Below are 20,394 nucleotides of genomic sequence, written 5' to 3' on the forward strand. Positions count from 1 at the left end.
ATAAGCAGTGAGCACTGAAAAAAAATGGGCGATGGTAATCGATTTGCAGAAATGTATTGGTTGTGATACTTGCACAGTGGCCTGTAAAGCAGAAAACCGCACTCCGCCTGGAGTAACCTACAATGTGGTTATTGAGGAGGAACGGGGAACTTATCCCAATGTCAGCAAGGTTCATGTGCCCAGGCCCTGTATGCAGTGTGACCGGCCCGCCTGTGTCCAGGTTTGCCCGGTCAAAGCAACCTATAAACTGGAAAACGGGATCACCGCCATTGACTATGATCGCTGTATCGGCTGCCGCTACTGTATTATAAACTGTCCTTATGGAGCCAGGTATTTTGACTTCGGGCTGGATTATAGCCAGGAGATGGTTGGATGTAACGAGGTACAGGCCCCCGAATACGGTATTGACAGAGGTAAGCGGGAAAAAGGCAAGTCTCCGATAGGGAATGTTCGTAAATGCATGTTCTGTTATCACCGTTTACAGCGCGGAGAAGAACCGGCCTGTGTTGAGGTTTGCCTGGGAGATGCCCGTTATTTTGGCGATCTTAATGATCCGGAAAGTGTGGTCTCAAAATTGGCAGCAAGTCCAAGGGCTTTTGTTCTGCAGGAAGAAATGGGAACTAAGCCCAGGGTCATCTACTTGAAATAATGTTCAATAATAAGAGGAGGATGTGAGTACGGTGAAAAGCAGCGAACAGTTGACTAAAGCCTGGTATGGGGTACTCATTTTATTAATGGCGCTCGGCGGCTGGGCGATTATCGAAAGAATTAACGCCGGATTGGCCGTTACCAATTTGACCAGTGCTACACCCTGGGGAGCCTGGGTAGCTTTCTATATCTTTTTTGTGGGTTTAAGTGCCGGTTCTTTTCTCCTGTCTACCATGATCTTCGTTTTCAAGATGGAACAGTATGAAAAAATTGGTCGGGATGCCTTGCTGGTGGCCATTCTCAGTATGGTTTTGGCCATGTGCTTTATCTTACTGGATTTGGGGAGGATGGAACGGTTCTGGCATACTCTCCGTTACTGGAATTTTACCAGTGTGCTGGCCTGGGAAGTTCGTTTTTATGTAATCTATGTTGGCTTATTAACTGCTGAACTTTACTTCTCCATGCGCCAGGATCTGATTCGGGTTGCTCAAGGCACAGGGTGGCAAGCGTCTCTGGCTCGCTTCCTTACCTTTGGCAGTACTGACCTGAGCGAAGAATCGAAACAACGGGATCATAGATGGTTGAAAATTTTAGGCTCAATCGGGATTCCCATCGCTATATTCGGAGTTCACGGTGGTACAGGAACGCTGTTTGCAGTGGCCAAAGCCCGGGCTTTCTGGAATAGCGGCCTTTTCCCGGTAATCTTTGTTGTCTCTGCTCTGGTTTCCGGTACCGCTCTGTTGCTGGCCTTTTATGTAATCCGGACCAAGGTAATGGGTCGTGAAGTCGATAAGGATATGGTCAAATCTCTGGCCGGACTTTTAAGCCTGTTCCTGCTTGTGGATGTAGGTCTGGAATTCTATGAATTCTTTGTTGGCGCCTATGGGCTGGAACATGCGGAACTGGCTACTATTGAAACTATCTTCGAGAGTCCTTTTTCCTGGTCATTCTGGTGGATACAAATGTTTTTGGGAGTAGTTGTTCCGTTATTCATTTTCTTTAACAGCAAGCTAAAAGAATCAGTTAAGGCCATTACCGTGGGAGCTGTTCTGGTAGTGATAGGTATTCTGGGTGTGCGGTTTAACATTGTAGTCCCTGCTTTAATTGTACCTGTTTTACACGGATTGCCCTGGGGCTATTACTATCCGACTTTAATCGAATGGGTCAGCAGTATTGGAATTATAGCTTTCGGTCTCTTTTTATACTCGGTAGCAATCAAGGCTTTACCGATTGATGCAATAGAAGACATCGAAGATATTAAGGAGGGAAAACTATATGGCGCAACTAAAGAAGTCTATTAAAATTAGCAGAAGAAGTTTTATTAAAACTGGTGCAGTCCTGGCGGGAGTAGGAATGGTGGCTCCTGCTGCCCTGGGGTCTGAGCAGTCAATGGTTGAAAACTGGTTCCTGGATGATCCCCATGGAACGGGAAAAGAGACCCTGAATTATGGCGCTGAGGATGTCATCTATACAACCTGTGAACAGTGTAATACCCATTGTACTCTGAAAGCTGTGATAACTCCTGCTCAAGGCAACGGTCCTACTTCTTACATCAGAAAGTTAGCCGGCAACCCATATAGTCCACTCAATATGCAACCTTTTGGTCAGATTCCTTACAAGACTCCAGTGGATAAGGCGGCCAAAGGCAATGGTGATTTGGCCAGGGAGGGACGAGGCTTTCGGGGTGGACGGACCTGTCTCAAGGGCCAGGCTGGTATCCAGACTGCATATGATGCGTTAAGAGTGCAAAAGCCGCTGAAAAGGGTTGGGCCCAGGGGAAGCGGGCAATGGCAGAGTATTAGCTGGGAACAGGCGCTGAAGGAAATTGTTTATGGCAGCCCCGATCTGGGAACTCCGGGGTTGAAAAGCATCTGGGCCTTTGTCCCCCAAGAAGAGGTTATGTCTGATTGGGAAAAGGTGAAGAAAGGGGAGCTGTCCCAGGAGGAATTTGATGCGAAATACAAGGATGTACTGATCGATACCAAACATCCGGATTTGGGACCCAGGGCTAACCAGATTGTAGGCTTTTTCGGGGACCGGCGGGAGTTCTTCAAGGACAGATACTGGAGCCAGACTATTGGCAGCATTAACAGCCTTGACCATGGCGGTATTTGTGGTGTTAATGGTGTAATAGGGAATGTACAGTCTTTTAATAGTGAAAAACCGAAAAAGCGTATGTATGCTGATGTGGACAATGCTGAGTTTGTCATTGTCTGGGGAACTGACCCGCTGGTAGCCAACAAGGGACCGACCTGGCTGGCGCCCAAATTCATGAATGCTCTCAAAAGAGGGATGAAGCTGGCAGTGGTGGACCCGAGATTGAGCCGGATTGCTGAGAAGGCACATATCTGGGTGCCCATAAAACCAGGAACCGACGCGGCTTTAGCGCTGGGAATGGCCCGCTGGATTATTGAAAACGGGCGTTATGATCTCAGGTATTTGACCAATCCCAACCAGGCAGCAGCAAATGCTGACGGGGAACCGACCTGGTCAGATGCAACCTATTTGGTCAATCTCAGCGCCAAAGGCAAGCCCAAACTCCGGGCCAGTGACCTCGGGATCGGAACGGAAGAACAGTTTGTGGTAATTCAGAATGGGAAACCCGTACCCCATGATCAGGCTACAGAAGGACAATTAGAAGTGGATACGGTTATTAACGGTATCCAGGTCAAGTCGGTATTTACCCTGTTTAAGGAACGGGTTATGGAACATACCATTGAGGAATATGCCAGGATCTGTGAAATCGAACCGCAGCAGATTATCGAACTGGCCCGGGAGTTCACTTCCCATGGTAAAAAAGCTGCCATTACCTCTTATCGGGGCCCGGCAATGCATGTTAATGGTTTCTATAATTTGCGGGCAATTAACTGCCTTAACCACTTGATCGGCAATTATGACTGGAAAGGGGGCAGCATGAGCACCGGGGCCAAGTTTAAGCCTTTAGAGGGCAGGTATGATCTAATGAAAGTGCCCAAAGCCAATAAAGCCTGGGGTATTCCGCTGGTACGCAATAAGGTTGTCTATGAAAAGACTACTCTCTTTGAGCGGGATGGCTATCCGGCTAAACGTCCCTGGTTCCAGTATTCCGGCAATAATATTCAAGAGGCTTTACCCAGCGCTGCTGAAGGTTATCCTTATCCCATCAAGGCCCTGTTTATTCACCGGATTTCCCCCTTGTTATCAGTACCGGTTGGCATGGCCCACAAGGAGATTTTAAAAGATCAGAAAGCTATACCCCTTCTGGTGGTATCCGATGTGGTCATCAGTGAAACAGGAACTTATGCTGATTATATTTTACCTGATTTAACTTACCTGGAACGCTGGGGTTTTGAAACAATCTATCCCAATTTCCCGTTGAAAGAAACCCATATTCAGCAGCCGGTAACCCGGGTTTATCCTGAAGCCCGGCAGATGGAAGACTTCTTCATTGATCTGGCCAAGGAACTGAAGTTGCCGGGAGTTGGTCCCGGAGCTTTCCCGGATGGCAGTTCACTGGATCGGGCCGAGGACTTTTATCTGAAACTGGTGGCCAACATTGCTTATGATGGAAAAGAACCTGTACCGGAAGCTGATGACAAAGAACTGTTAATCTTTGAAAAGTCAAGACAAAAAGCTTTAGGAAAGTTCTTCGATCTTCAGGCATGGAAAAGAGCGGTTAAGCCGGAAGAGTGGCGCAGGGTTGTCTATGTTCTAAATAGAGGGGGAAGATTTGAAAAACAGGGCAATGAATATGATGGTCCGTACCTTAAGTATAAATTAGCTTCTGAGGTTAATTTTTACTCCGAAAAAGTAGCCAAAGGGAAACACCCATATACCGGTAAACCCTTTGACGGCTTGCCCAGAATTGAAGAAATCACTTACTACAATTGCAAAAAGGTAGATATTAAGGATTATCCCCTAATTTTCATTAACTGGAAAGCAAGACATATCGGTACTCATCGCAATATCAGCGATGCCTGGCTGCGGGAGATCGAGGCAGAAAATTATGTATGGATGAATCCGGTTGATGCCAGGAAACGCGGGCTTAATACCGGAGATTCCATTATAATTAAATCTCCAGATTTTGAAGCGAAAGGCAAGGTGCTGGTAACTAATGGCATTAAACCCGGCGTTGTAGGATGCAGTTATAATTACGGCCATTTCGCCTATGGCGCATCCTCGGTACAAATAGACGGTAAAAAGACCAAAGTTGTGCAGCCCTATGGCCATACCCAATGGGTGGCAGGAGATAATGATACCGGTTTTGCCTTAGGAAGAGGTACTGGTTTTGCTGCCAATGCAGTTCAACTGGTGGATGTCACATTGAAAAACGCTTGTCTGTCCGATCCTATAGGCGGCGGAGCCAGTCAATTGGATACTAGAGTGGAAATAGTCAAAGCCTTATAAAAGTCTAGCCCCTGAAGCATTCAGGGGCTCAATTTTTATGTCTGTTTGCAAAACCTGAAACAGTAAGTTTTAAACTCATTAATTGCTGTGTTAAAAAATTTGTTTTTATGATAAACAAGGTTGAATTTACGCTTAATATTTAATCCGACAACCTTTACAACTGAAACTTTACCGGTTGCTACCGCATTCTGTACCGCAAGCCGGGACATGAAGGATAGTCCAAAACCACAATGAACAGCATTGATTATAGCTTCGACACTGTTAAACACTCCAACTGCTTTCCATTTTATTCCGTGGGATTTCATGGCGGCTTCGAATACTTCACGAGTGCCGCTGCCCTCCTCTCGTACAATAAAGCTCTGATCTTCAAGCTGTGCAGTGTCAATGCTCCCTGCTTTCGCCCATTCATGCATTGGTGGGCAGACAAGCACAAGCTCATCTTCATAAACTGGTACCTTAACTATGTCTGGCCAGTTGCCTATGCCCTCTACCAGTCCGATGTCAAGCTTGGCCACATACAGCATGTTTATAATGGTGGCCGTATTATCAATTACAGCATTTATCTGAACAGTTGGATGAGCAGCGGAAAATTCCCTGATGAGAAAGGGCAGGATTGCTGAGCCTATGGTTTTGCTGGCACCTACGCGCAAAATGCCGCCTTTTGACAGATCTGATAACCGTTTTTCAGCTTCATTTGACAGGCTTAATATGTGCGAGGCGTAAGAGTAGAGCTCCTCTCCAGCCTTCGTAAGATAAATCTTACGGCCAATCCGTTCAAAAAGCTTTATACCATAGTACCGTTCCAGTTCTACAATGGCCTGGCTAACTGGTGGTTGGGTCATATGTAGCTGTTTTGCTGCGGCCGTCATACTGCCTGTTTCGCACACTGCGAGGAATATTCGTAAATGTCGCAGAGTCATGTTCACACCTCAATCTATATGTATTTACATATCTTTTTCATTTTATTTTAATATTTTACGTTTATATAAGTCAAGAGTATAATAGCTTATGGAAACAAACTGAAGGATAGGAGGAGATATTAAATGCAAAATACTAAAGGTCAGGTAAAGACCGGGATTAATGAGCGAATCAAAGATGCAACTGCCTGGATTGCCGAACATCTACCAGGCTTTTTACTTGTAACTGCAGTTACTTTCATAGCAATAAAGCTTCAGTCGACAAGGCTTTTTTCAGAGGTCCTGCCATTAAGCTCGCTCATTATCGCAATAATTATAGGTATGACTATAAAGAACGTCATTTCTTTGCCAACAAGCACACAAAAAGGTATAAGTTTTAGTGCTAAAAAAATCTTAAGACTTGCTATTATTTTTCTTGGTTTTAGACTCAGTATATCACAGGTCTTAGAGGTAGGTCCCTCCGCCCTTATATCTATCCTGATTGCTACTACTTCAGCTATCCTTTTCACTTTATGGCTTGGCCGCATCATGGATGTTCCGCTTAAGCGTGCCCTGTTGCTCGGTAGCGGTGTATCTATCTGCGGCGCAGCGGCGGTAGCAGCAGTTGATGCCGTAATTAAATCCGAGGAGGAAGACACTGCATTTGCTATTGGTGCAGTGACACTGTTCGGCACTATATTCATGTTTCTTTATCCGGCCCTGCATGGTCTTTTAAACATACCTGATCTGTTCTATGCATTGTGGGCAGGAAGCTCGATACATGAGGTTGCACAGGTAGCGGCAGCAAGTGTTGTGGCCAGCGGTCAATTCAAAGCCATGGCCTCTACCGTAAAAATGATCAGGGTGCTCTTTATTATTCCACTTACCCTTATCCTGACTTTTATCCCGTGGAACGACAATGTAACAGAAGAGGACAAAAATCCTGTTACCCCTCCACAGAAGAGCAAAATTACTATCCCGTGGTTTGCTATCCTCTTTTTTGTTATGGTGCTGATTAACTCCTTCGCCGGACTGCCACAAAATGTTGTCGCCGGGCTTATAACTTTTGATAACTGGATTATGACTGCGGCTATGGCGGGGTTAGGTCTCGATCTCTCCTTCAAAGCAATGGCTAAAATTGGTACCCGTGCTGTTATTTTAGGTGCTGTTTCTTCGGTGTTTATTTCCATCCTCAGTGCTGCTGTAATCGGAGTTATATTAGACTAAGTTGAGTCTGCAGGTTTCCGTGGCACCAACGGGCCTGCTTTTTCTATTAAATTATTGAGTGATAAAAATTTCTTATCGATTCCCATATATAATAAATATAATTTATTAGACAGATAAAATATGGTTATGTTACAATTAGACCGAAATTGAGAGAAAGGGGGAGGATTATGGGTACTTTTTGGTCCAGGGTTTACCGGAAGGCAGTGCAGGAACACTGGAGTCCAATGATAGCAGTTGGAGTGCTGGGTATCTTAAGTGCGCTCTATTTTGGTACACTGCAAACAGTTTGGGCGGTAACAGGGGAATTCACCCGCTGGGGCGGTCATCTGCTTCAGTTATTCGGTTATGACACCGGGGAAATGAGTTATTTTAAAATTATTAAGCTCAAAGGAATGCCATGGGACCGGGTTGATGGCTGGGTGGTCTTCGGCATGTTTGCCGGCGCCCTGATTGCTGCCCTCCTGGGAGGTAATTTCAAGATACGGGTGCCGGTGCAAAGACGCCGGCTGGTGCAGGGATTGTTAGGCGGTATAATTGCTGGCTTCGGCACTAGATTAGCTATGGGTTGCAATCTGGCAGCCATGTTTACGGGAATACCGCAGTTTTCTTTACATACCTGGCTCTTTACTCTGGCGACCATAGCCGGTACCTATCTTGGTCTTAAAATAACTTTGATGCCTTTCTTTTTGGGTAAACCGGTGATTTTGCCAGGTGGAACAGTACAAATGGCAAAAAAATATAACAGTCATCAGCCGGTATTGGGTTTTTTGTTAGCGGCAGTGGCCATTGTTTTGGCTGTACTGGCCTGGCAGAATGGTAACGGGAAGCTGGCCCTGGCAGGATTATTTGGTCTGGCCTTTGGAGCTGTGATCGAACGGGGCCAAATCTGCTTCACCTCTGCTTTTCGTGACTTGTGGCTGGTGGGAAGAACGACGATAACCAGGGCGATTATTGTAGGGATGGCTATCCAGTCTTTGGGTACTATTTATTTTATTGTTCACGGAACTCCGGCCAAGGTGATGTGGGCGGGAGCTGGGGCAGTTCTCGGTGGACTGCTATTTGGCTTTGGCATTGTCATTGCCGGCGGGTGTGAGACCGGCTGGATGTATCGGGCTATGGAGGGGCAATTAAATTTTTGGGTAGTAGGTATAGGGAACATCATCGGTGCTACTTTGCTGGCGATAGGCTGGGATAAAGGTATTTTCACCTCTCTGGTAGCACCCTATCCGAAGGTGGACCTGGTGAAAATTCTCGGTCCGGCAGGGGCTTTAGCCGCAACCTATCTTTTCTTAGCGCTGATCTACGTTTGGGCTACCTGGATGGAGAAGCGCCGCAAATATAAATCGGAAATTCATTTGCCAGTTGAAATCAATACAGCTGTGGCAGAGAGCAAATAGGGGAGGAGAAGACTGTGGGAGATCGTTCCTTTGAGGTTGATTTTGTACTTGATTTACGGGGTGAACCTTGTCCTTATCCGTTGATCTACAGCCTGGAAACCATCAGTAAGCTCCAGCCAGGGCAGACCCTGGAAGTGCTGGCCGACTGTCCTCAATCTTTCCGTTCGGTTCCGGAAGAGGCTGTGAAACACGGATATATTATGATGCATGAGCCGATTAAAGAAGGGCCGCTTATCAGGTTCTTCTTTAAGGTGCCGGATAAAAAATAAATCGAAAGGAAGGGAGTAATCCCTTCCTTATTTATTTCCCGCGAAATTCTTGTTATAATAACCTGAGTACATACTAGCAACCGGAGGTTACTATGCAGTACCAGTCATCACTTAATAAATTATATTACTTTTTGCTTTATGCGATTATTGCGCTGCAAATTCCCTACTTACCTTTATATTTTAAGGAAGCAGGTGCCAACGGAAATTTTATCGGTCTAATTTCTGCTTTAGGGCCTTTTGTTGGCTTATTTATGCAACCATTTTGGGGAATCATTGCTGATAAAACCCAGCGGCTTAAATTCATAATCCAAGTATTATTGTTTTCTTCAGGTGTTTTTATTTTATTAGTCCCTTTATATAACAATAAAATCTGGTGGATGCTGACAATGCTATTATACACAATGGTACAAACAGCGTCTATGCCACTTACTGATACTCTAATGCTAAGTGATAATCAACGTTCCCGGGAATTCGGGAAATATCGCTTATGGGGTTCGCTGGGCTTTGCTGTGATAGTACTGATTACATCAGCATTTTTAACTAAATCCAATATTAAGTTTATTTTCCCTCTCAGCAGTATTCTTTTTTTTATTGTCTGGATTCTTAGTTTTTCTTTACCTAAAACTCCAGTTGTGCCTATAAAACAAAACATTTCAGAAATTTTTCAGCTTATAAAAAATCCACTTTTTATCTTGTTAGTCGTTTATGCTTTCATAATCCAAATGCCTTTTAGTGCCTATAATACCTTTTTCAGTATCTATTTTTCCAGCCTTGGGGCTACTACAACAATGGTCGGATTAGCCTGGGCCTTGGCTGCCAGCAGCGAGATCCCTGTCTTTTATTTGTTTAATGTCCTGCGCAAATCTTTAAATTTATATCAAATCCTCACCATCGCCGGTATCATCTACGCAGTGCGCTGGTTTGTCTATGCCTATTTTCCATACCTCTGGCTGATACTATTACTACAGCTGAGCCAGGGTCTCAGTTTCGGGCTTTTCTACTTATCTGCTATTCAACTATTAAATGAAACTACCTCTCAAGAAGTAAAAGCTTCAGCTCAAACTATTTTTACTGCGATTGCCTGGTCATTAGGTGCTGCTGCCGGCAGTTATAGCGGGGGAATTATCTACACAGCTTTTGGGCTATTTACATTGTTTAAGTTATCTGCTCTGCTCGCATTCTTATCTGCCTTAACTTGGTATGTATTTACAAAACGCTAATAAAGATGGTCTGGCATTAGAAATAATCGAAATCACTCAAGAAGCCTGAGCAGGCCAACAAAATTCAGTATAAGCAGGCTCCATTCCGTCAATAATGTAACTGAAACTACAAGGACGGGGTGGAGCCAATGCTGATCAATAAGGTGGAAATCTGCGGTGTCAATACCGCCAAGCTGCCGGTGCTGACCAATGAACAGATGCGGCAGCTGTTTGCCGCCATGCAGCAAGGCGATCAGGCTGCCAGGGAAAAACTGATTGAAGGCAACTTGCGGCTGGTCCTCAGTGTAATTCAGCGTTTTGTTAACCGCGGCGAATATGTGGACGACCTTTTCCAGGTCGGCTGTATTGGCTTGATGAAAGCCATCGACAACTTCGACTTAAGTCAGAATGTCAAGTTTTCCACCTATGCCGTCCCTATGATTATCGGGGAGATTCGCCGCTACCTGCGGGACAACAACCCCATTCGCGTCAGCCGCTCCCTGCGGGATATCGCCTATCGGGCCCTGCAGGTGCGGGACAACCTGGTCAACAAACTGAACCGGGAGCCCTCGGTTAATGAAATCGCCGAGGAGTTGAAATTACCCCGGGAAGAAGTGGTTTTCGCCCTGGATGCTATTCAGGAACCAATCTCCTTGTTCGAGCCTATTTATCATGACGGCGGAGATCCCATTTTCGTCATGGACCAGATTAAGGATGAGAAAAACCAGGATGTTGGCTGGCTGGAAAACATTTCTGTCAAAGAGGCCCTGGCCCGCCTGGGTGAAAGGGAAAAACAGATTCTCACCTTGCGCTTTTTTCACGGTAAAACCCAGATGGAGGTGGCAGAGGAAATCGGGATTTCTCAGGCCCAGGTCTCCCGTCTGGAAAAAGCTGCCTTAAACCATATGCGCAAACACGTCGGAACTTGAACACAAACCGCCTGCGGAACAGAGATGTTCCGGACAGGCGGTTTTTTTAGCAGGAAAAAAGGCCGCCGGTGTTGAATACCTTTTAGGGAAACGGAGGTCGTACTATTATGGGTAAAAGGAAGCGACATGGAGCGGACTTGATGCTGCTTGGGGCTATCCTGGTGCTGCTGACTATCGGTCTATTGATGGTCTTCAGTGCCAGTTCCATTGAAGCGATGTTGCCCAAAAACGGGAATCCCGGCGAGTTTGGCAATCCCCTGGCCTTTTTTTATCGCCAGAGTGTAGCGGCTGGTATTGGACTGGTCTTAATGTTTGCCATACTGCGGCAGGATTATCGCAAGTTGATCGGCTGGAAAAAAATCATTTTTTCTGCCACCATCATTTTACTGGTGCTGGTTCTGATTGCGGGAGAATCTCGCAATGGTAACAAGGCCTGGCTGGGAGCGGGTGGTTTTTCCCTCCAGCCATCGGAGATGGCCAAGCTCTCTCTGGTAATTATGCTGGCTGCCTATTTTGAGCGGGAAGAACGTTTGGTGAAACGGGGTAAAAAACGCAAAATCAGCTATGTGCCCGCAATTATACAAGTAGTACTTATCCTTGTCCTGGTGGGGCTGGAAGGAGATGCCGGTTCCGCAGGGGTTATTTGTCTGATTGCAGCGGTGGTATTGTTTGCTGCTGGTATCCCCTGGGCCTGGATTGGAGCTCTGGCGGCAGTGCTGGTACCGGTAGCGGTACTGGCTGTAACCACGGTTGGCTACCGGCTGAAACGGTTTACTGTTTTTCTCGACCCCTTTCAGGATCCTCTTGGTTACGGTTTTCAGCAGGCCCAGGCTTTGCTGGCCATCGGCTCCGGTGGGCTGCTGGGCGTGGGATTAGGGGACGGCAAGTCCAAGTATCTCTGGTTACCCGAACAGCACAATGACTTTATTTTCGCCGTACTGGCCGAGGAGATGGGCTTTATCGGGGGTATAATCGTCTTTACTCTGTTTGCCATTGTCCTTTACCGGGTCTATGAAATCAGCAAGAAAGCTCCAGATACCTTCGGCCGCTTGCTGGTTACGGGCATGGGGGCGGTATTGCTGGTAGAGGCTCTGGTCAATCTGGCCATGGTGCTGGATGTTTTCCCGGTAGTAGGGGTAACCCTGCCTTTTATCAGCTATGGCGGGTCTTCTCTATTGTTTAAACTGATTGCTGCCGGGATTATCCTCAATGTCTCCCGCTATACTGTGGAAGAAGAAAATGAGGGACAGGAACTGGCAGTAAGCTGACACACTTTCAGCCTCGTCTACATATAATGTAGGTAGACAGGAGGTGAAAGCCGTGCTCAAGGTGTCGGACTTACGGCTGCGGGAAGTCATCAATGTGGTGGACGGGCGGCGTTTGGGCCCCATCAAGGATATCGATATTGATGTGGAAAATGGCACTATCCGGGCCCTGGTACTGAACCCGGAAGGTGGGCGCATGTTTCGCATGTTCGGGCGCCAGGAGGATATCGTGATCCCCTGGGAAAATATCAACAAGATCGGCATTGATGTTATACTGGTAGAATTGGAGCAAATCGCCTATAATTACGAATAACCAGCCCTTAGGGCGGTTTTTTGCACGAGAGGAGGGGACAGCCTTTGGAACCTTTTCAGTTACGCGATAAAGGGGGAGTTGTCCATCTGGCCTTACCGGACTGGGAACCGTGGGCACTGGTGGCTTTTTCAACGCGCATCGGGGGGACAAGCAAGCCACCGTACAATACCTTGAATCTGGGGCTGCATGTAGGAGATGAAAGCGGGCGGGTGATTGTCAACCGTAAACGCTTTGCCCAGAGTTTGGGACTGGAAGCCGATGCCCTGGTCAGTGTACGGCAGGTTCACGGCTGCCATCTGGTTTGGGCTGGAGCTGCCCGCCGTGGCCAGGGGGCATTTAGCTGGGATGAAAGTCTGCAGGCAGCGGATGCCCTGGCCACAACGGAACGGGGCTTGCCCCTGATCACTTTTTATGCTGATTGTGTGCCTTTGTATTTTCTGGCTCCGGAAGGCGGAGTAGTCGCTATGGCCCATGCCGGCTGGCAGGGAACGGTGCAGCAGATTGGCCCCCTGGTAGTGCGGGAGTTATGTCAGCAACTGGAACTTGCTCCGGAGCAAATCTGGGTTGCGATCGGTCCTCATATCGGACCCTGCTGTTATGAAGTGGATGAACGGGTGGCCCTCAAGATCGAGGCTCTGGGGGTTGGAGGGCTTACCCCGGGACGGGAAGGCCACTGGCAGCTGGATCTGGGAGAGACCAACCGCCAGCTTTTGCTGCAGGCCGGGATCAAGCCGGAAAATGTCTGGCAGAGCCGCTATTGTACTGCCTGCCATTCGGATTTGTTTTTCTCCCATCGCAAGTCCGGGGGCAAAACGGGCAGGATGGGAGCCTTGATAATGCTGAAATAAAATGGGGAGGTAGATTATGGCTACCATTTTGCTGGTTGATGATGATCCGCTGATCGTAGAACTGGTACAGTTCAATCTGGAAAAATGGGGTTACCAGGTGCTGGTGGCCAGAGATGGGCAGGAGGCCCTGAAACTGGCCCGTAATGAAAAACCGGATCTGGTGATTCTGGACCTGATGTTACCGGTAATTGACGGCCTGGAAGTTTGCCGCCGTCTGCATGATGACCCGGCTACCCGCAATATACCGATTATCATGCTGACGGCCCGGGGTGAGGAAACCGACAAAGTGCTGGGTTTGGAGCTGGGAGCTGATGACTATATGACCAAGCCCTTCAGTCCCCGGGAATTGCTGGCCCGTATCAAGGCTCGCTTGCGGCGGCTAAGTCCGGCCGAAGAAGGCAAGGAAACGGGAGAAAAAGGGATCAGCTATGGGGAAGGGGAAATCATGTTGTTTCCCGAAAAATACCAGGTGGAAGTACGGGGCAGGAAGCAGAGCCTGACCCCCAAGGAGTGTGAGCTGTTACAGCTCCTGATGACCCATCCGGGCCGGGTGTTTTCCAGGGATTATCTGCTGGAGAAAATCTGGGGCTATGACTATGCCGGTGATACTCGCACTGTGGATGTGCATATCCGCCATTTGCGCATGAAAATAGAAGCTGACCCGGCCAATCCCCGCTATCTGGAAACAGTACGTGGGGCTGGCTACCGCATGAGGGAGTTGGAGCAGTGAAGAGAAAATTTCACTGGAAGATTATTATTTTATCCCTGGTAGTCTTAACCGGTGCTTTTATTCTGGTAGACCAGGTGCTGGTCAGTCGCTGGGAGGCCCGGCTGGCCCGCCAGGCCCACTGGCAGGAAAAAGCGGATTTGCAGGCAGAAGTGACCTACCTGCGTCGCCTTTTGTTTGAAGCTCTGGTGGGTACCCTGGTGCTGGCAGCTGGAGGCAGTTACTTGCTGGCCGTGCGCTTTACCAAGCCGGTTCAGGAGCTGGCGGAAGGGGCAATGGCGCTGGCCAAAGGGGATTTAAATTACCGTTTGCCGGTGCGGGGCGATGATGAACTGGCCTATCTGGCGGTGGCTTTTAACCGTATGAGTGAACGGTTACAGCAGCAGATCGAGCTGGCGGAATGGGAAAAACAGCGCCTGCAAACCATTCTGGCTTCCATGGCGGAAGGGCTGATCGCGGTTGATCGCCTGGGGCGGATCATGCTGATCAACCGGGCGGCCTGCAAGATGTTCGGGGTAGAGGCCAAGGATGTCTCCGGCCGAACGGTGCTGAGCCTGGTGCGCCATCCGGAAGTGGAAGAGCTGATCCGCAAAACCGTTCGACTGAAAGAGGTGCAAAAATCCGAAATTCGCCTGGCTGGCGAGAAGGAAATCTTTCTGCGCCTTACCGCTGCGCCCCTGGGCCAGGATGCCCACCATCAGGGGGCGGTAGTGCTGATGCAGGATATCACCGAATTGCGCAAACTGGAACAATTGCGCACCGAGTTTGTGGCCAATGTTTCCCACGAATTGCGTACCCCACTGACCTCCATTCGAGGTTTTGTAGAGACTTTGCTGGATGGGGCCATGGAAGACCGGGTGCTGACAGAACGTTTCCTTACCATCATCCAGTCAGAAGCAGAACGGCTACAGCGTCTGATCGATGACTTGCTCAGCCTGAGCCGGATTGAGGCACCGAGGGCGGAAGTGGTACGCCAGCCGGTGGATGTGGCGGAAAAGGTGCAGAAAGTGGTGGAAATTTTACAACCCCTGGCAGAAAACAAGGGTCTGGGTTTGCTCCAGGAGATTCAGCAGCCTTTGCCGCCGGCGGCTATGTCCGGGGATTTGCTGGAACAGGTGCTGTTGAACCTGATTGATAATGCCATTAAATATACACCGGCGGGATCTGTTTCCGTCAGAGTCTGGGCGGAAGCCAATCAGATCCGGGTGGAGGTAGCCGATACCGGTATCGGCATTCCCCCTGAGTCTTTACCGCGGCTGTTCGAGCGCTTTTACCGGGTGGACAAGGCCCGTTCCCGGGATCTGGGCGGGACAGGCCTGGGCCTGTCCATTGTCAAACACATTCTGGAACGGTATGGCCAGACTATTGAAGTCAAGTCAGAACTGGGCAAAGGCTCGGTTTTTTCCTTTACACTCCCGGTTTATTCCTGAAGCAAGCAGGAAGTGGCTGGTTTTTGTAGAATATAACTTAGTTAAGACACGAACGAGGTGAAAGAATGAACAAGCAAAAGCGGAGAAAGAAAGAGTACAGGTTGTTCGTGTTAGCCAGTATTGTCTTGCTGCTGATCGGGGCGTCTGTCCTCTGGTGGGGAATTCGCTTTATGGCCAACCGGATTGTGGCCAGGGTTATAGATATTCAGCCGGTACAATGGGGGAAACTAGAAGAGGTGGAACAGGCTGAGGCCTGGACCATCCGCCGGGAGAAGATTTTACCCGTTCCAGCCGGGGCTAAACTGGAGCCAGTGGTTCCCGAGGGGCAGCGGGTACGCCGGGGAGAAGTGATCGCTCGCTTGCAACAGGGGCAACTGGATGGTGCTGCTGGTCGCTGGGACGAACGGGTAGTTGCTCCTGAGCCCGGCCAGGTTTGCTATCATGTGGATGGGCTGGAAAGCGTTCTCCTGCCTGAGCTGATCGATACCGTTGAACCGGACCAGCTCTGGCAGGCTTTACAACAGGAACTGGGCAAAGAAAAACCCCCGGTCCAGGGGGTAAAGCTCCTCGACAATCTGCAGAACCCGGCTTTTTTGCTCCATCTCAACTCAACAGTACACTGGCAGGCGGGAAAAACAGTGCTTAAACTGAGAGGTAAGGATACCAGCCTGCTGGTGAAAAAGCTGAAACAACGCGGTGGTGAGACCTGGGTAATCCTGACCGCTCTCAATGAGGTGGGGGATCTGGCCCATGAGCGCCGGAACAATTTGGAACTGGTGGAAAGGACCTACCGCGGCTATCTGGTCCCTGCCTCTGCCCTGACCGAGACAGGGGGGAAAAAGGGTCTGTATGTGGTCTACAAAGAAATCGCCTATTTCAGGCCGGTGAAAGTCAACGGCCAGGTAGGGGAAATGGCGGCTGTGGAGGAAATAGCACCGGAAAACAAAGCGCCCTTGCTGGGCCCAGGTGCGCGGGTGGTGGTCACACCGGCCCTGGTTACCGATGGGCAAAGGGTGATGAGGTGAGAAGTATGGCTGATAGCTGGGCTGAGATTGCAGTGAATCTGGCCAGAGTCAGGGAGGAAATCAGGACAGCAGCCTTGCGGGCTGGCCGGCGGCCGGAGGAGATCACCCTGGTGGCGGTGTCCAAGACTGTGCCACCGGAGGGGATTCAGGCAGCTCTGGCTGCCGGGGTGACTGACCTGGGGGAAAACCGGGTACAGGAACTGCTGGCCAAGCAGCCGGAATTGCCTCCTGGACTGCGCTGGCATTTGATTGGCACGCTCCAAACCAATAAAGTAAAATATATTATCGACCGCATTCATCTGTTGCACTCTCTGGACCGCTGGGAACTGGCCCGGGAGATCAGCAAGCGGGCTAGTGCTCGGGGGCTGGTCCTAAAAGCCCTGATTCAGGTGAATGTATCGGGAGAAGAAACCAAACATGGCCTGGCTCCTGGCGATGTCCCGGTTTTTTACCGGGAAGTCCAGGAACTGCCGGGTTTACAGATTGAAGGGCTGATGACTATGGCGCCTTTTGTGGCTGACGCTGAACAGGCCCGCCCTTATTTTCGTCAGTTGCGGGAATTGGCCCGGGAGCTGGGACTAAAACATTTATCCATGGGTATGTCCAATGATTATCAGGTGGCCATTGAAGAAGGGGCTACCCTGGTACGCATTGGTAGTGATATATTTGGTGCAAGGAGGTAAACTAAAATGGCAAAAATTATGGATAAGGTAATGGGTATGATCGGTCTGGCCGATGAGGAAGAAGAACTGCTGGAAGAACAGGATGAGTTCATGGAAGAACGGGAAGAGCAGTTTCGTCGGGGCAAAAAGGCGCCTGTGGTAGCCCTGCCGCAGCAAAAAGGCATGAAAGTGGTAGTAATTGAACCGCGCGCCTTTGATGAAGTCCAGTCCATTGCCGATAATCTGAAAAACCGTCGCAGTGTAGTGGTAAACCTGGAAAAAACCGATCCCAGTGTGGCCCAGCGCATTGTAGATTTTGTTTCCGGCACAGTTTATGCTCTGGGTGGCAGTCTGCAAAAGGTTGGCACCGGTATTTATCTTTTCGTTCCCAATGGAGTGGACATTTCCTCCATGCTGGACAGCCGGGATGAGCAGCGGGATCGAGGCATTTTTACCTGGGTGAAGTAAGATGGCTTTAACGGATAAGCGTATCGGTTTTATTGGTGCCGGGGCCATGGGTTCGGCCTTGATCAATGGTTTGCTGAAAGCCGGACTGGTTACCCCTGACCAGATTTATGCCGCCGACATCCACCGGGAGCGACTGCTGGCCTGGCAGGAAAAAATGGGCATCCATGCCTGTGCTGATAATGGCGAAGCCGCTGCTGCCGCCGATATCCTGGTGCTGGCGGTAAAACCGCAGGCCATGGAAGAAGTGCTGGAGGAGATTCGGGAAAGGGTCAATGGAGATAAACTGATAATCTCTATTGCTGCTGGAATTACCACTACTCTGATTGAAACTTTTCTGCCCGGCGTGCCGGTAATCAGGGCCATGCCCAACACTCCCTGTCTGGTAGGGGCCGGGGCTACGGCTATGTGTCTGGGCAAATATGCTACTACAGCCCATGAAACTATGGCAGCCGCTATTTTTGGTGCTGTTGGCACAGCTGTTACCGTCAAGGAAAATCTGATGGATGCCGTTACCGGTTTATCCGGTTCCGGGCCCGCTTATGTCTACATTATGCTGGAGGCTCTGGCCGATGCCGGGGTGCGGGTGGGCATCCAGCGGGATATCGCCATGACCCTGGCGGCCCAGACCATGCTGGGGGCGGCCAAAATGGTGCTGGAAACAGGAGAGCATCCCGGTCGCCTGAAGGACATGGTTACTACTCCCGGGGGCACCACCACCGCCGGTATTTACGCCCTGGAAGAAGGTGGTCTCAGGGTAACCTTGATGAATGCGGTGATGGCGGCCACCCGGCGGGCCCAGGAAATGAGTGCCGGGCAAAAATAGGGAGGTAGTAGCTTGCTGATCAACCTGATTAATACCCTTTTTATGGTTTATTACTGGATGTTGATCATCCATATCCTCTTGTCCTGGTTTCCGGTTAACCGTTATAATCCTGCAGTTCGTTTCTTGCGGGATATGACAGAACCCTATCTGGAGCTCTTTCGACGGTTGATTCCACCTATTGGAATGGTTGATGTTTCACCCATCGTCGCTATCTTTGTCCTCGATCTGATCCGGCGCGGAGTGGTATCTTTACTCTACCGCTTGCTGGGGGGATATTGATGCGAGATTACTGGCTACGCCAGGCAGGGAAAGCGGAGGACAAGGCTCTGGTGGAGAGGCTCTGGGACCTGCTGGTCCAGGTGGAGACCAGAGAAATGCCCGGTTTCACTTTTTTTCTCGACCCTGGCCAGCAGGCGTTAGCCCGGAGTATGCTGGAATCATGGCGGCAGACGGTTGCCTATCGCTGTCAGGGCGGTTTTGCCGGGGAGCCGGAACGCTGTCGCTTGCTTTTGTTCCCGGCGGCCTGGGCCGAATTTGACTTCGACCAGCCGGGTGTTACAGTTTTGCGGGTGCAGGGCCGCTTCCAGTTCTTTCAGCCCGGTCACCGGGATATTCTCGGCTCCTTACTGGCCAGTGGCATTAAGCGCGAACTGGTGGGTGACATTCTCTGTACCGAAACGGGAATCTGGGTGGCTGTGGCTCAAGAAATTGTCTCTGCCATCCAGAGTCAGTGGACAAGGGTAGGACCTGTACCCATCGAACTGCTGCCAGAAGCAGAACCGCCCCTGATCCAGCGGCCACAGGGAGAGGAAAGGCTGGTCAGTCTGGCTTCCCCGCGTATGGATGCCCTGCTGGCCCAGAGTGTGGGAGTTGGCCGCCAGCAGGCTGTACAATGGATAGAAAGCGGACTGGTACGCTTAAACTGGAGAGAATGTCTCAAGCCGGATGCGGAAATTCGTCCGGGTGACTGGTTATCTGTACAGGGGTTTGGCCGGGTTCTGGTTAAAGAACAGAAAGGCAGCAGCAAAAAAGGAAGATTATTGTTCAAAGTGGAAATCTGGAGCAAAACCGGCAGAGGAGGATGAGCGATGGCACAGGTCAAAACGCCCCTGGATTACAAAAACCCCGATTTTGAACGGGGTTTTCGGGGTTATAGTCCGGAAGCGGTGGACAAATATGTAGCCGAGTTGCTGGCTGACTATGAGAAGATCTATAAGGAAAACCTGGAGCTGAAAGAACAGCTGGCCTCCAGAGAATTATCCCTCAGCCATTACAAGCGCCTGGAGGATGATATCAAGGAGGCCCTGGTGCTGGCTCGCCGCACTGCCGATGACCTGCGCCGGGCAGCGGAAACAGAAGCTACAGCTATCCGGGCGGCGGCAGAAAAGGATGCCAGCCAGCTGATCAGTCAGGCCAAAGAGCGGGTAAAAGATATCTTGCAGGAGCAGGAAGAACTGCTGAAACTCAATCATAAGCTGCGTACGGAACTGAAAGCCATGTTACAGGCTTATCTGGACTTGCTGGAAAAGGGAACCTACTTTGCAACAGAGACTAAACAAGAATAATCCATAGAAAGAAAAGCGGCAGGAATCGGGCATTTCTGCCGTTACTTATTTTGGGGAGGTATGCAGCAGCTTCAGAAAACTAGACTATAATTGATTGTATTTAACTGTTTTGCTACAATAAAAAAATGGAACTATTATCCATTGGTAAAGCAGCAAAGTCCGGCAGGGTTTCGGGGAGCTGATCAGGAATGCCAGAGAAACACGAGAAGAACAAATTTAGCATAACTGTGTGCGGGGAGTTTTTTCCGGAGATTTACACGGCTCACCGGTCTTCGAAATGGAGCCGGGGCGAAGAAGACCCGCTGACTACGGAGATG

At 49.5% G+C, this 20,394-nt stretch carries 21 protein-coding genes; 20 read left to right on the forward strand and 1 reads right to left on the reverse strand.

Annotated features, from left to right (window positions below):
- Window positions 1-7: 7 nt before the first annotated feature.
- The 3 genes from B5D20_RS02305 to B5D20_RS02315 are packed head-to-tail and all read left to right on the forward strand — an operon-like array spanning window position 8 to window position 5,034.
- The gene (locus B5D20_RS02305; protein ID WP_078664615.1) at window positions 8-649 is read left to right on the forward strand and encodes a 4Fe-4S dicluster domain-containing protein; all 642 of its coding nucleotides are present in this window, start codon (window positions 8-10) and stop codon (window positions 647-649) included.
- Window positions 650-680: 31 nt separating this feature from the next.
- Window positions 681-1,949: an NrfD/PsrC family molybdoenzyme membrane anchor subunit gene (gene nrfD / locus B5D20_RS02310; protein ID WP_078664616.1), complete on the forward strand. Its 1,269-nt coding sequence runs from the start codon at window positions 681-683 to the stop codon at window positions 1,947-1,949.
- A complete protein-coding gene (locus B5D20_RS02315) occupies window positions 1,924-5,034 on the forward strand; it encodes a molybdopterin-dependent oxidoreductase (protein ID WP_078664617.1) in 3,111 nt (1,036 codons plus the stop codon). The genes nrfD and B5D20_RS02315 overlap by 26 nt, the downstream gene beginning before the upstream one ends.
- Window positions 5,035-5,069: 35 nt before the next feature.
- Here B5D20_RS02315 and B5D20_RS02320 read toward each other — a convergent pair whose 3' ends face one another.
- Window positions 5,070-5,954 carry a LysR family transcriptional regulator gene (locus B5D20_RS02320; RefSeq protein ID WP_078664618.1) on the reverse strand — a complete coding sequence of 295 codons (885 nt, stop codon included), beginning with the start codon at window positions 5,952-5,954 and terminating at the stop codon, window positions 5,070-5,072.
- Between the two features lie 123 nt (window positions 5,955-6,077).
- Here B5D20_RS02320 and B5D20_RS02325 point away from each other — a divergent pair, with 123 nt between their 5' ends.
- From B5D20_RS02325 to B5D20_RS02405, 17 genes are all read left to right on the forward strand, one after another.
- Window positions 6,078-7,157, forward strand: a complete 1,080-nt coding sequence (locus tag B5D20_RS02325) for a YeiH family protein (protein ID WP_078664619.1) — start codon at window positions 6,078-6,080, stop codon at window positions 7,155-7,157.
- 167 nt (window positions 7,158-7,324) lie between these two features.
- A complete protein-coding gene (yedE, locus tag B5D20_RS02330) occupies window positions 7,325-8,554 on the forward strand; it encodes a selenium metabolism membrane protein YedE/FdhT (RefSeq protein WP_078664620.1) in 1,230 nt (409 codons plus the stop codon).
- A 14-nt stretch (window positions 8,555-8,568) separates the two neighbouring features.
- Entirely contained in the window at window positions 8,569-8,823 is a 255-nt protein-coding gene (gene yedF, locus B5D20_RS02335) for a sulfurtransferase-like selenium metabolism protein YedF (protein WP_078664621.1), read from the forward strand.
- A gap of 92 nt (window positions 8,824-8,915) precedes the next feature.
- Window positions 8,916-10,043 (forward strand): MFS transporter, encoded by a 1,128-nt coding sequence (locus B5D20_RS02340; protein ID WP_078664622.1) that lies wholly within the window; start codon window positions 8,916-8,918, stop codon window positions 10,041-10,043.
- A 128-nt stretch (window positions 10,044-10,171) separates the two neighbouring features.
- Window positions 10,172-10,951, forward strand: a complete 780-nt coding sequence (gene sigG, locus B5D20_RS02345) for an RNA polymerase sporulation sigma factor SigG (RefSeq protein ID WP_078664623.1) — start codon at window positions 10,172-10,174, stop codon at window positions 10,949-10,951.
- 107 nt (window positions 10,952-11,058) lie between these two features.
- Window positions 11,059-12,219 carry a putative lipid II flippase FtsW gene (gene ftsW, locus B5D20_RS02350; protein WP_078664624.1) on the forward strand — a complete coding sequence of 387 codons (1,161 nt, stop codon included), beginning with the start codon at window positions 11,059-11,061 and terminating at the stop codon, window positions 12,217-12,219.
- Window positions 12,220-12,271: 52 nt separating this feature from the next.
- Window positions 12,272-12,529, forward strand: a complete 258-nt coding sequence (locus B5D20_RS02355; protein ID WP_107753638.1) for a YlmC/YmxH family sporulation protein — start codon at window positions 12,272-12,274, stop codon at window positions 12,527-12,529.
- A gap of 44 nt (window positions 12,530-12,573) precedes the next feature.
- Window positions 12,574-13,377: a peptidoglycan editing factor PgeF gene (gene pgeF, locus B5D20_RS02360; RefSeq protein ID WP_078664626.1), complete on the forward strand. Its 804-nt coding sequence runs from the start codon at window positions 12,574-12,576 to the stop codon at window positions 13,375-13,377.
- Window positions 13,378-13,393: 16 nt separating this feature from the next.
- On the forward strand, window positions 13,394-14,107 hold the full coding sequence (locus B5D20_RS02365) for a response regulator (protein ID WP_078664627.1): 714 nt from the start codon (window positions 13,394-13,396) through the stop codon (window positions 14,105-14,107).
- The gene (gene pnpS / locus B5D20_RS02370; RefSeq protein ID WP_078664628.1) at window positions 14,104-15,534 is read left to right on the forward strand and encodes a two-component system histidine kinase PnpS; all 1,431 of its coding nucleotides are present in this window, start codon (window positions 14,104-14,106) and stop codon (window positions 15,532-15,534) included. Before B5D20_RS02365 ends, pnpS begins: the two co-directional genes overlap by 4 nt.
- Before the next feature lie 65 nt (window positions 15,535-15,599).
- On the forward strand, window positions 15,600-16,559 hold the full coding sequence (locus B5D20_RS02375) for a biotin/lipoyl attachment domain-containing protein (protein WP_107753636.1): 960 nt from the start codon (window positions 15,600-15,602) through the stop codon (window positions 16,557-16,559).
- Window positions 16,560-16,564: 5 nt separating this feature from the next.
- A complete protein-coding gene (locus tag B5D20_RS02380; RefSeq protein ID WP_078664630.1) occupies window positions 16,565-17,242 on the forward strand; it encodes a YggS family pyridoxal phosphate-dependent enzyme in 678 nt (225 codons plus the stop codon).
- 6 nt (window positions 17,243-17,248) lie between these two features.
- The gene (locus B5D20_RS02385) at window positions 17,249-17,689 is read left to right on the forward strand and encodes a cell division protein SepF (protein WP_078664631.1); all 441 of its coding nucleotides are present in this window, start codon (window positions 17,249-17,251) and stop codon (window positions 17,687-17,689) included.
- A 1-nt stretch (window position 17,690) separates the two neighbouring features.
- The gene (gene proC, locus B5D20_RS02390; RefSeq protein ID WP_078664632.1) at window positions 17,691-18,512 is read left to right on the forward strand and encodes a pyrroline-5-carboxylate reductase; all 822 of its coding nucleotides are present in this window, start codon (window positions 17,691-17,693) and stop codon (window positions 18,510-18,512) included.
- 12 nt (window positions 18,513-18,524) lie between these two features.
- Window positions 18,525-18,791, forward strand: a complete 267-nt coding sequence (locus B5D20_RS02395) for a YggT family protein (protein WP_242946605.1) — start codon at window positions 18,525-18,527, stop codon at window positions 18,789-18,791.
- Complete coding sequence (locus B5D20_RS02400; RefSeq protein WP_078664633.1) at window positions 18,791-19,597, forward strand: YlmH family RNA-binding protein; 807 nt, start codon at window positions 18,791-18,793, stop codon at window positions 19,595-19,597. Before B5D20_RS02395 ends, B5D20_RS02400 begins: the two co-directional genes overlap by 1 nt.
- A 3-nt stretch (window positions 19,598-19,600) precedes the next feature.
- The gene (locus B5D20_RS02405) at window positions 19,601-20,077 is read left to right on the forward strand and encodes a DivIVA domain-containing protein (protein WP_078664634.1); all 477 of its coding nucleotides are present in this window, start codon (window positions 19,601-19,603) and stop codon (window positions 20,075-20,077) included.
- The last annotated feature ends 317 nt before the right edge of the window (window positions 20,078-20,394 follow it).

The sequence above is a fragment of the Carboxydocella sporoproducens DSM 16521 genome (assembly GCF_900167165.1).
Lineage (GTDB): Bacteria > Bacillota.

Excerpts from the sequence above, each read along its gene's own strand:
- B5D20_RS02315 (WP_078664617.1), top strand. The coding sequence starts at position 1,924 with ATGGCGCAACTAAAGAAGTCTATTAAAATTAGCAGAAGAAGTTTTATT.
- B5D20_RS02320 (WP_078664618.1), bottom strand. The coding sequence starts at position 5,954 with ATGACTCTGCGACATTTACGAATATTCCTCGCAGTGTGCGAAACAGGC.
- B5D20_RS02325 (WP_078664619.1), top strand. The coding sequence starts at position 6,078 with ATGCAAAATACTAAAGGTCAGGTAAAGACCGGGATTAATGAGCGAATC.
- yedE (WP_078664620.1), top strand. The coding sequence starts at position 7,325 with ATGGGTACTTTTTGGTCCAGGGTTTACCGGAAGGCAGTGCAGGAACAC.
- B5D20_RS02340 (WP_078664622.1), top strand. The coding sequence starts at position 8,916 with ATGCAGTACCAGTCATCACTTAATAAATTATATTACTTTTTGCTTTAT.
- sigG (WP_078664623.1), top strand. The coding sequence starts at position 10,172 with ATGCTGATCAATAAGGTGGAAATCTGCGGTGTCAATACCGCCAAGCTG.
- ftsW (WP_078664624.1), top strand. The coding sequence starts at position 11,059 with ATGGGTAAAAGGAAGCGACATGGAGCGGACTTGATGCTGCTTGGGGCT.
- B5D20_RS02365 (WP_078664627.1), top strand. The coding sequence starts at position 13,394 with ATGGCTACCATTTTGCTGGTTGATGATGATCCGCTGATCGTAGAACTG.
- B5D20_RS02375 (WP_107753636.1), top strand. The coding sequence starts at position 15,600 with ATGAACAAGCAAAAGCGGAGAAAGAAAGAGTACAGGTTGTTCGTGTTA.
- B5D20_RS02380 (WP_078664630.1), top strand. The coding sequence starts at position 16,565 with ATGGCTGATAGCTGGGCTGAGATTGCAGTGAATCTGGCCAGAGTCAGG.
- B5D20_RS02385 (WP_078664631.1), top strand. The coding sequence starts at position 17,249 with ATGGCAAAAATTATGGATAAGGTAATGGGTATGATCGGTCTGGCCGAT.
- proC (WP_078664632.1), top strand. The coding sequence starts at position 17,691 with ATGGCTTTAACGGATAAGCGTATCGGTTTTATTGGTGCCGGGGCCATG.
- B5D20_RS02400 (WP_078664633.1), top strand. The coding sequence starts at position 18,791 with ATGCGAGATTACTGGCTACGCCAGGCAGGGAAAGCGGAGGACAAGGCT.
- B5D20_RS02405 (WP_078664634.1), top strand. The coding sequence starts at position 19,601 with ATGGCACAGGTCAAAACGCCCCTGGATTACAAAAACCCCGATTTTGAA.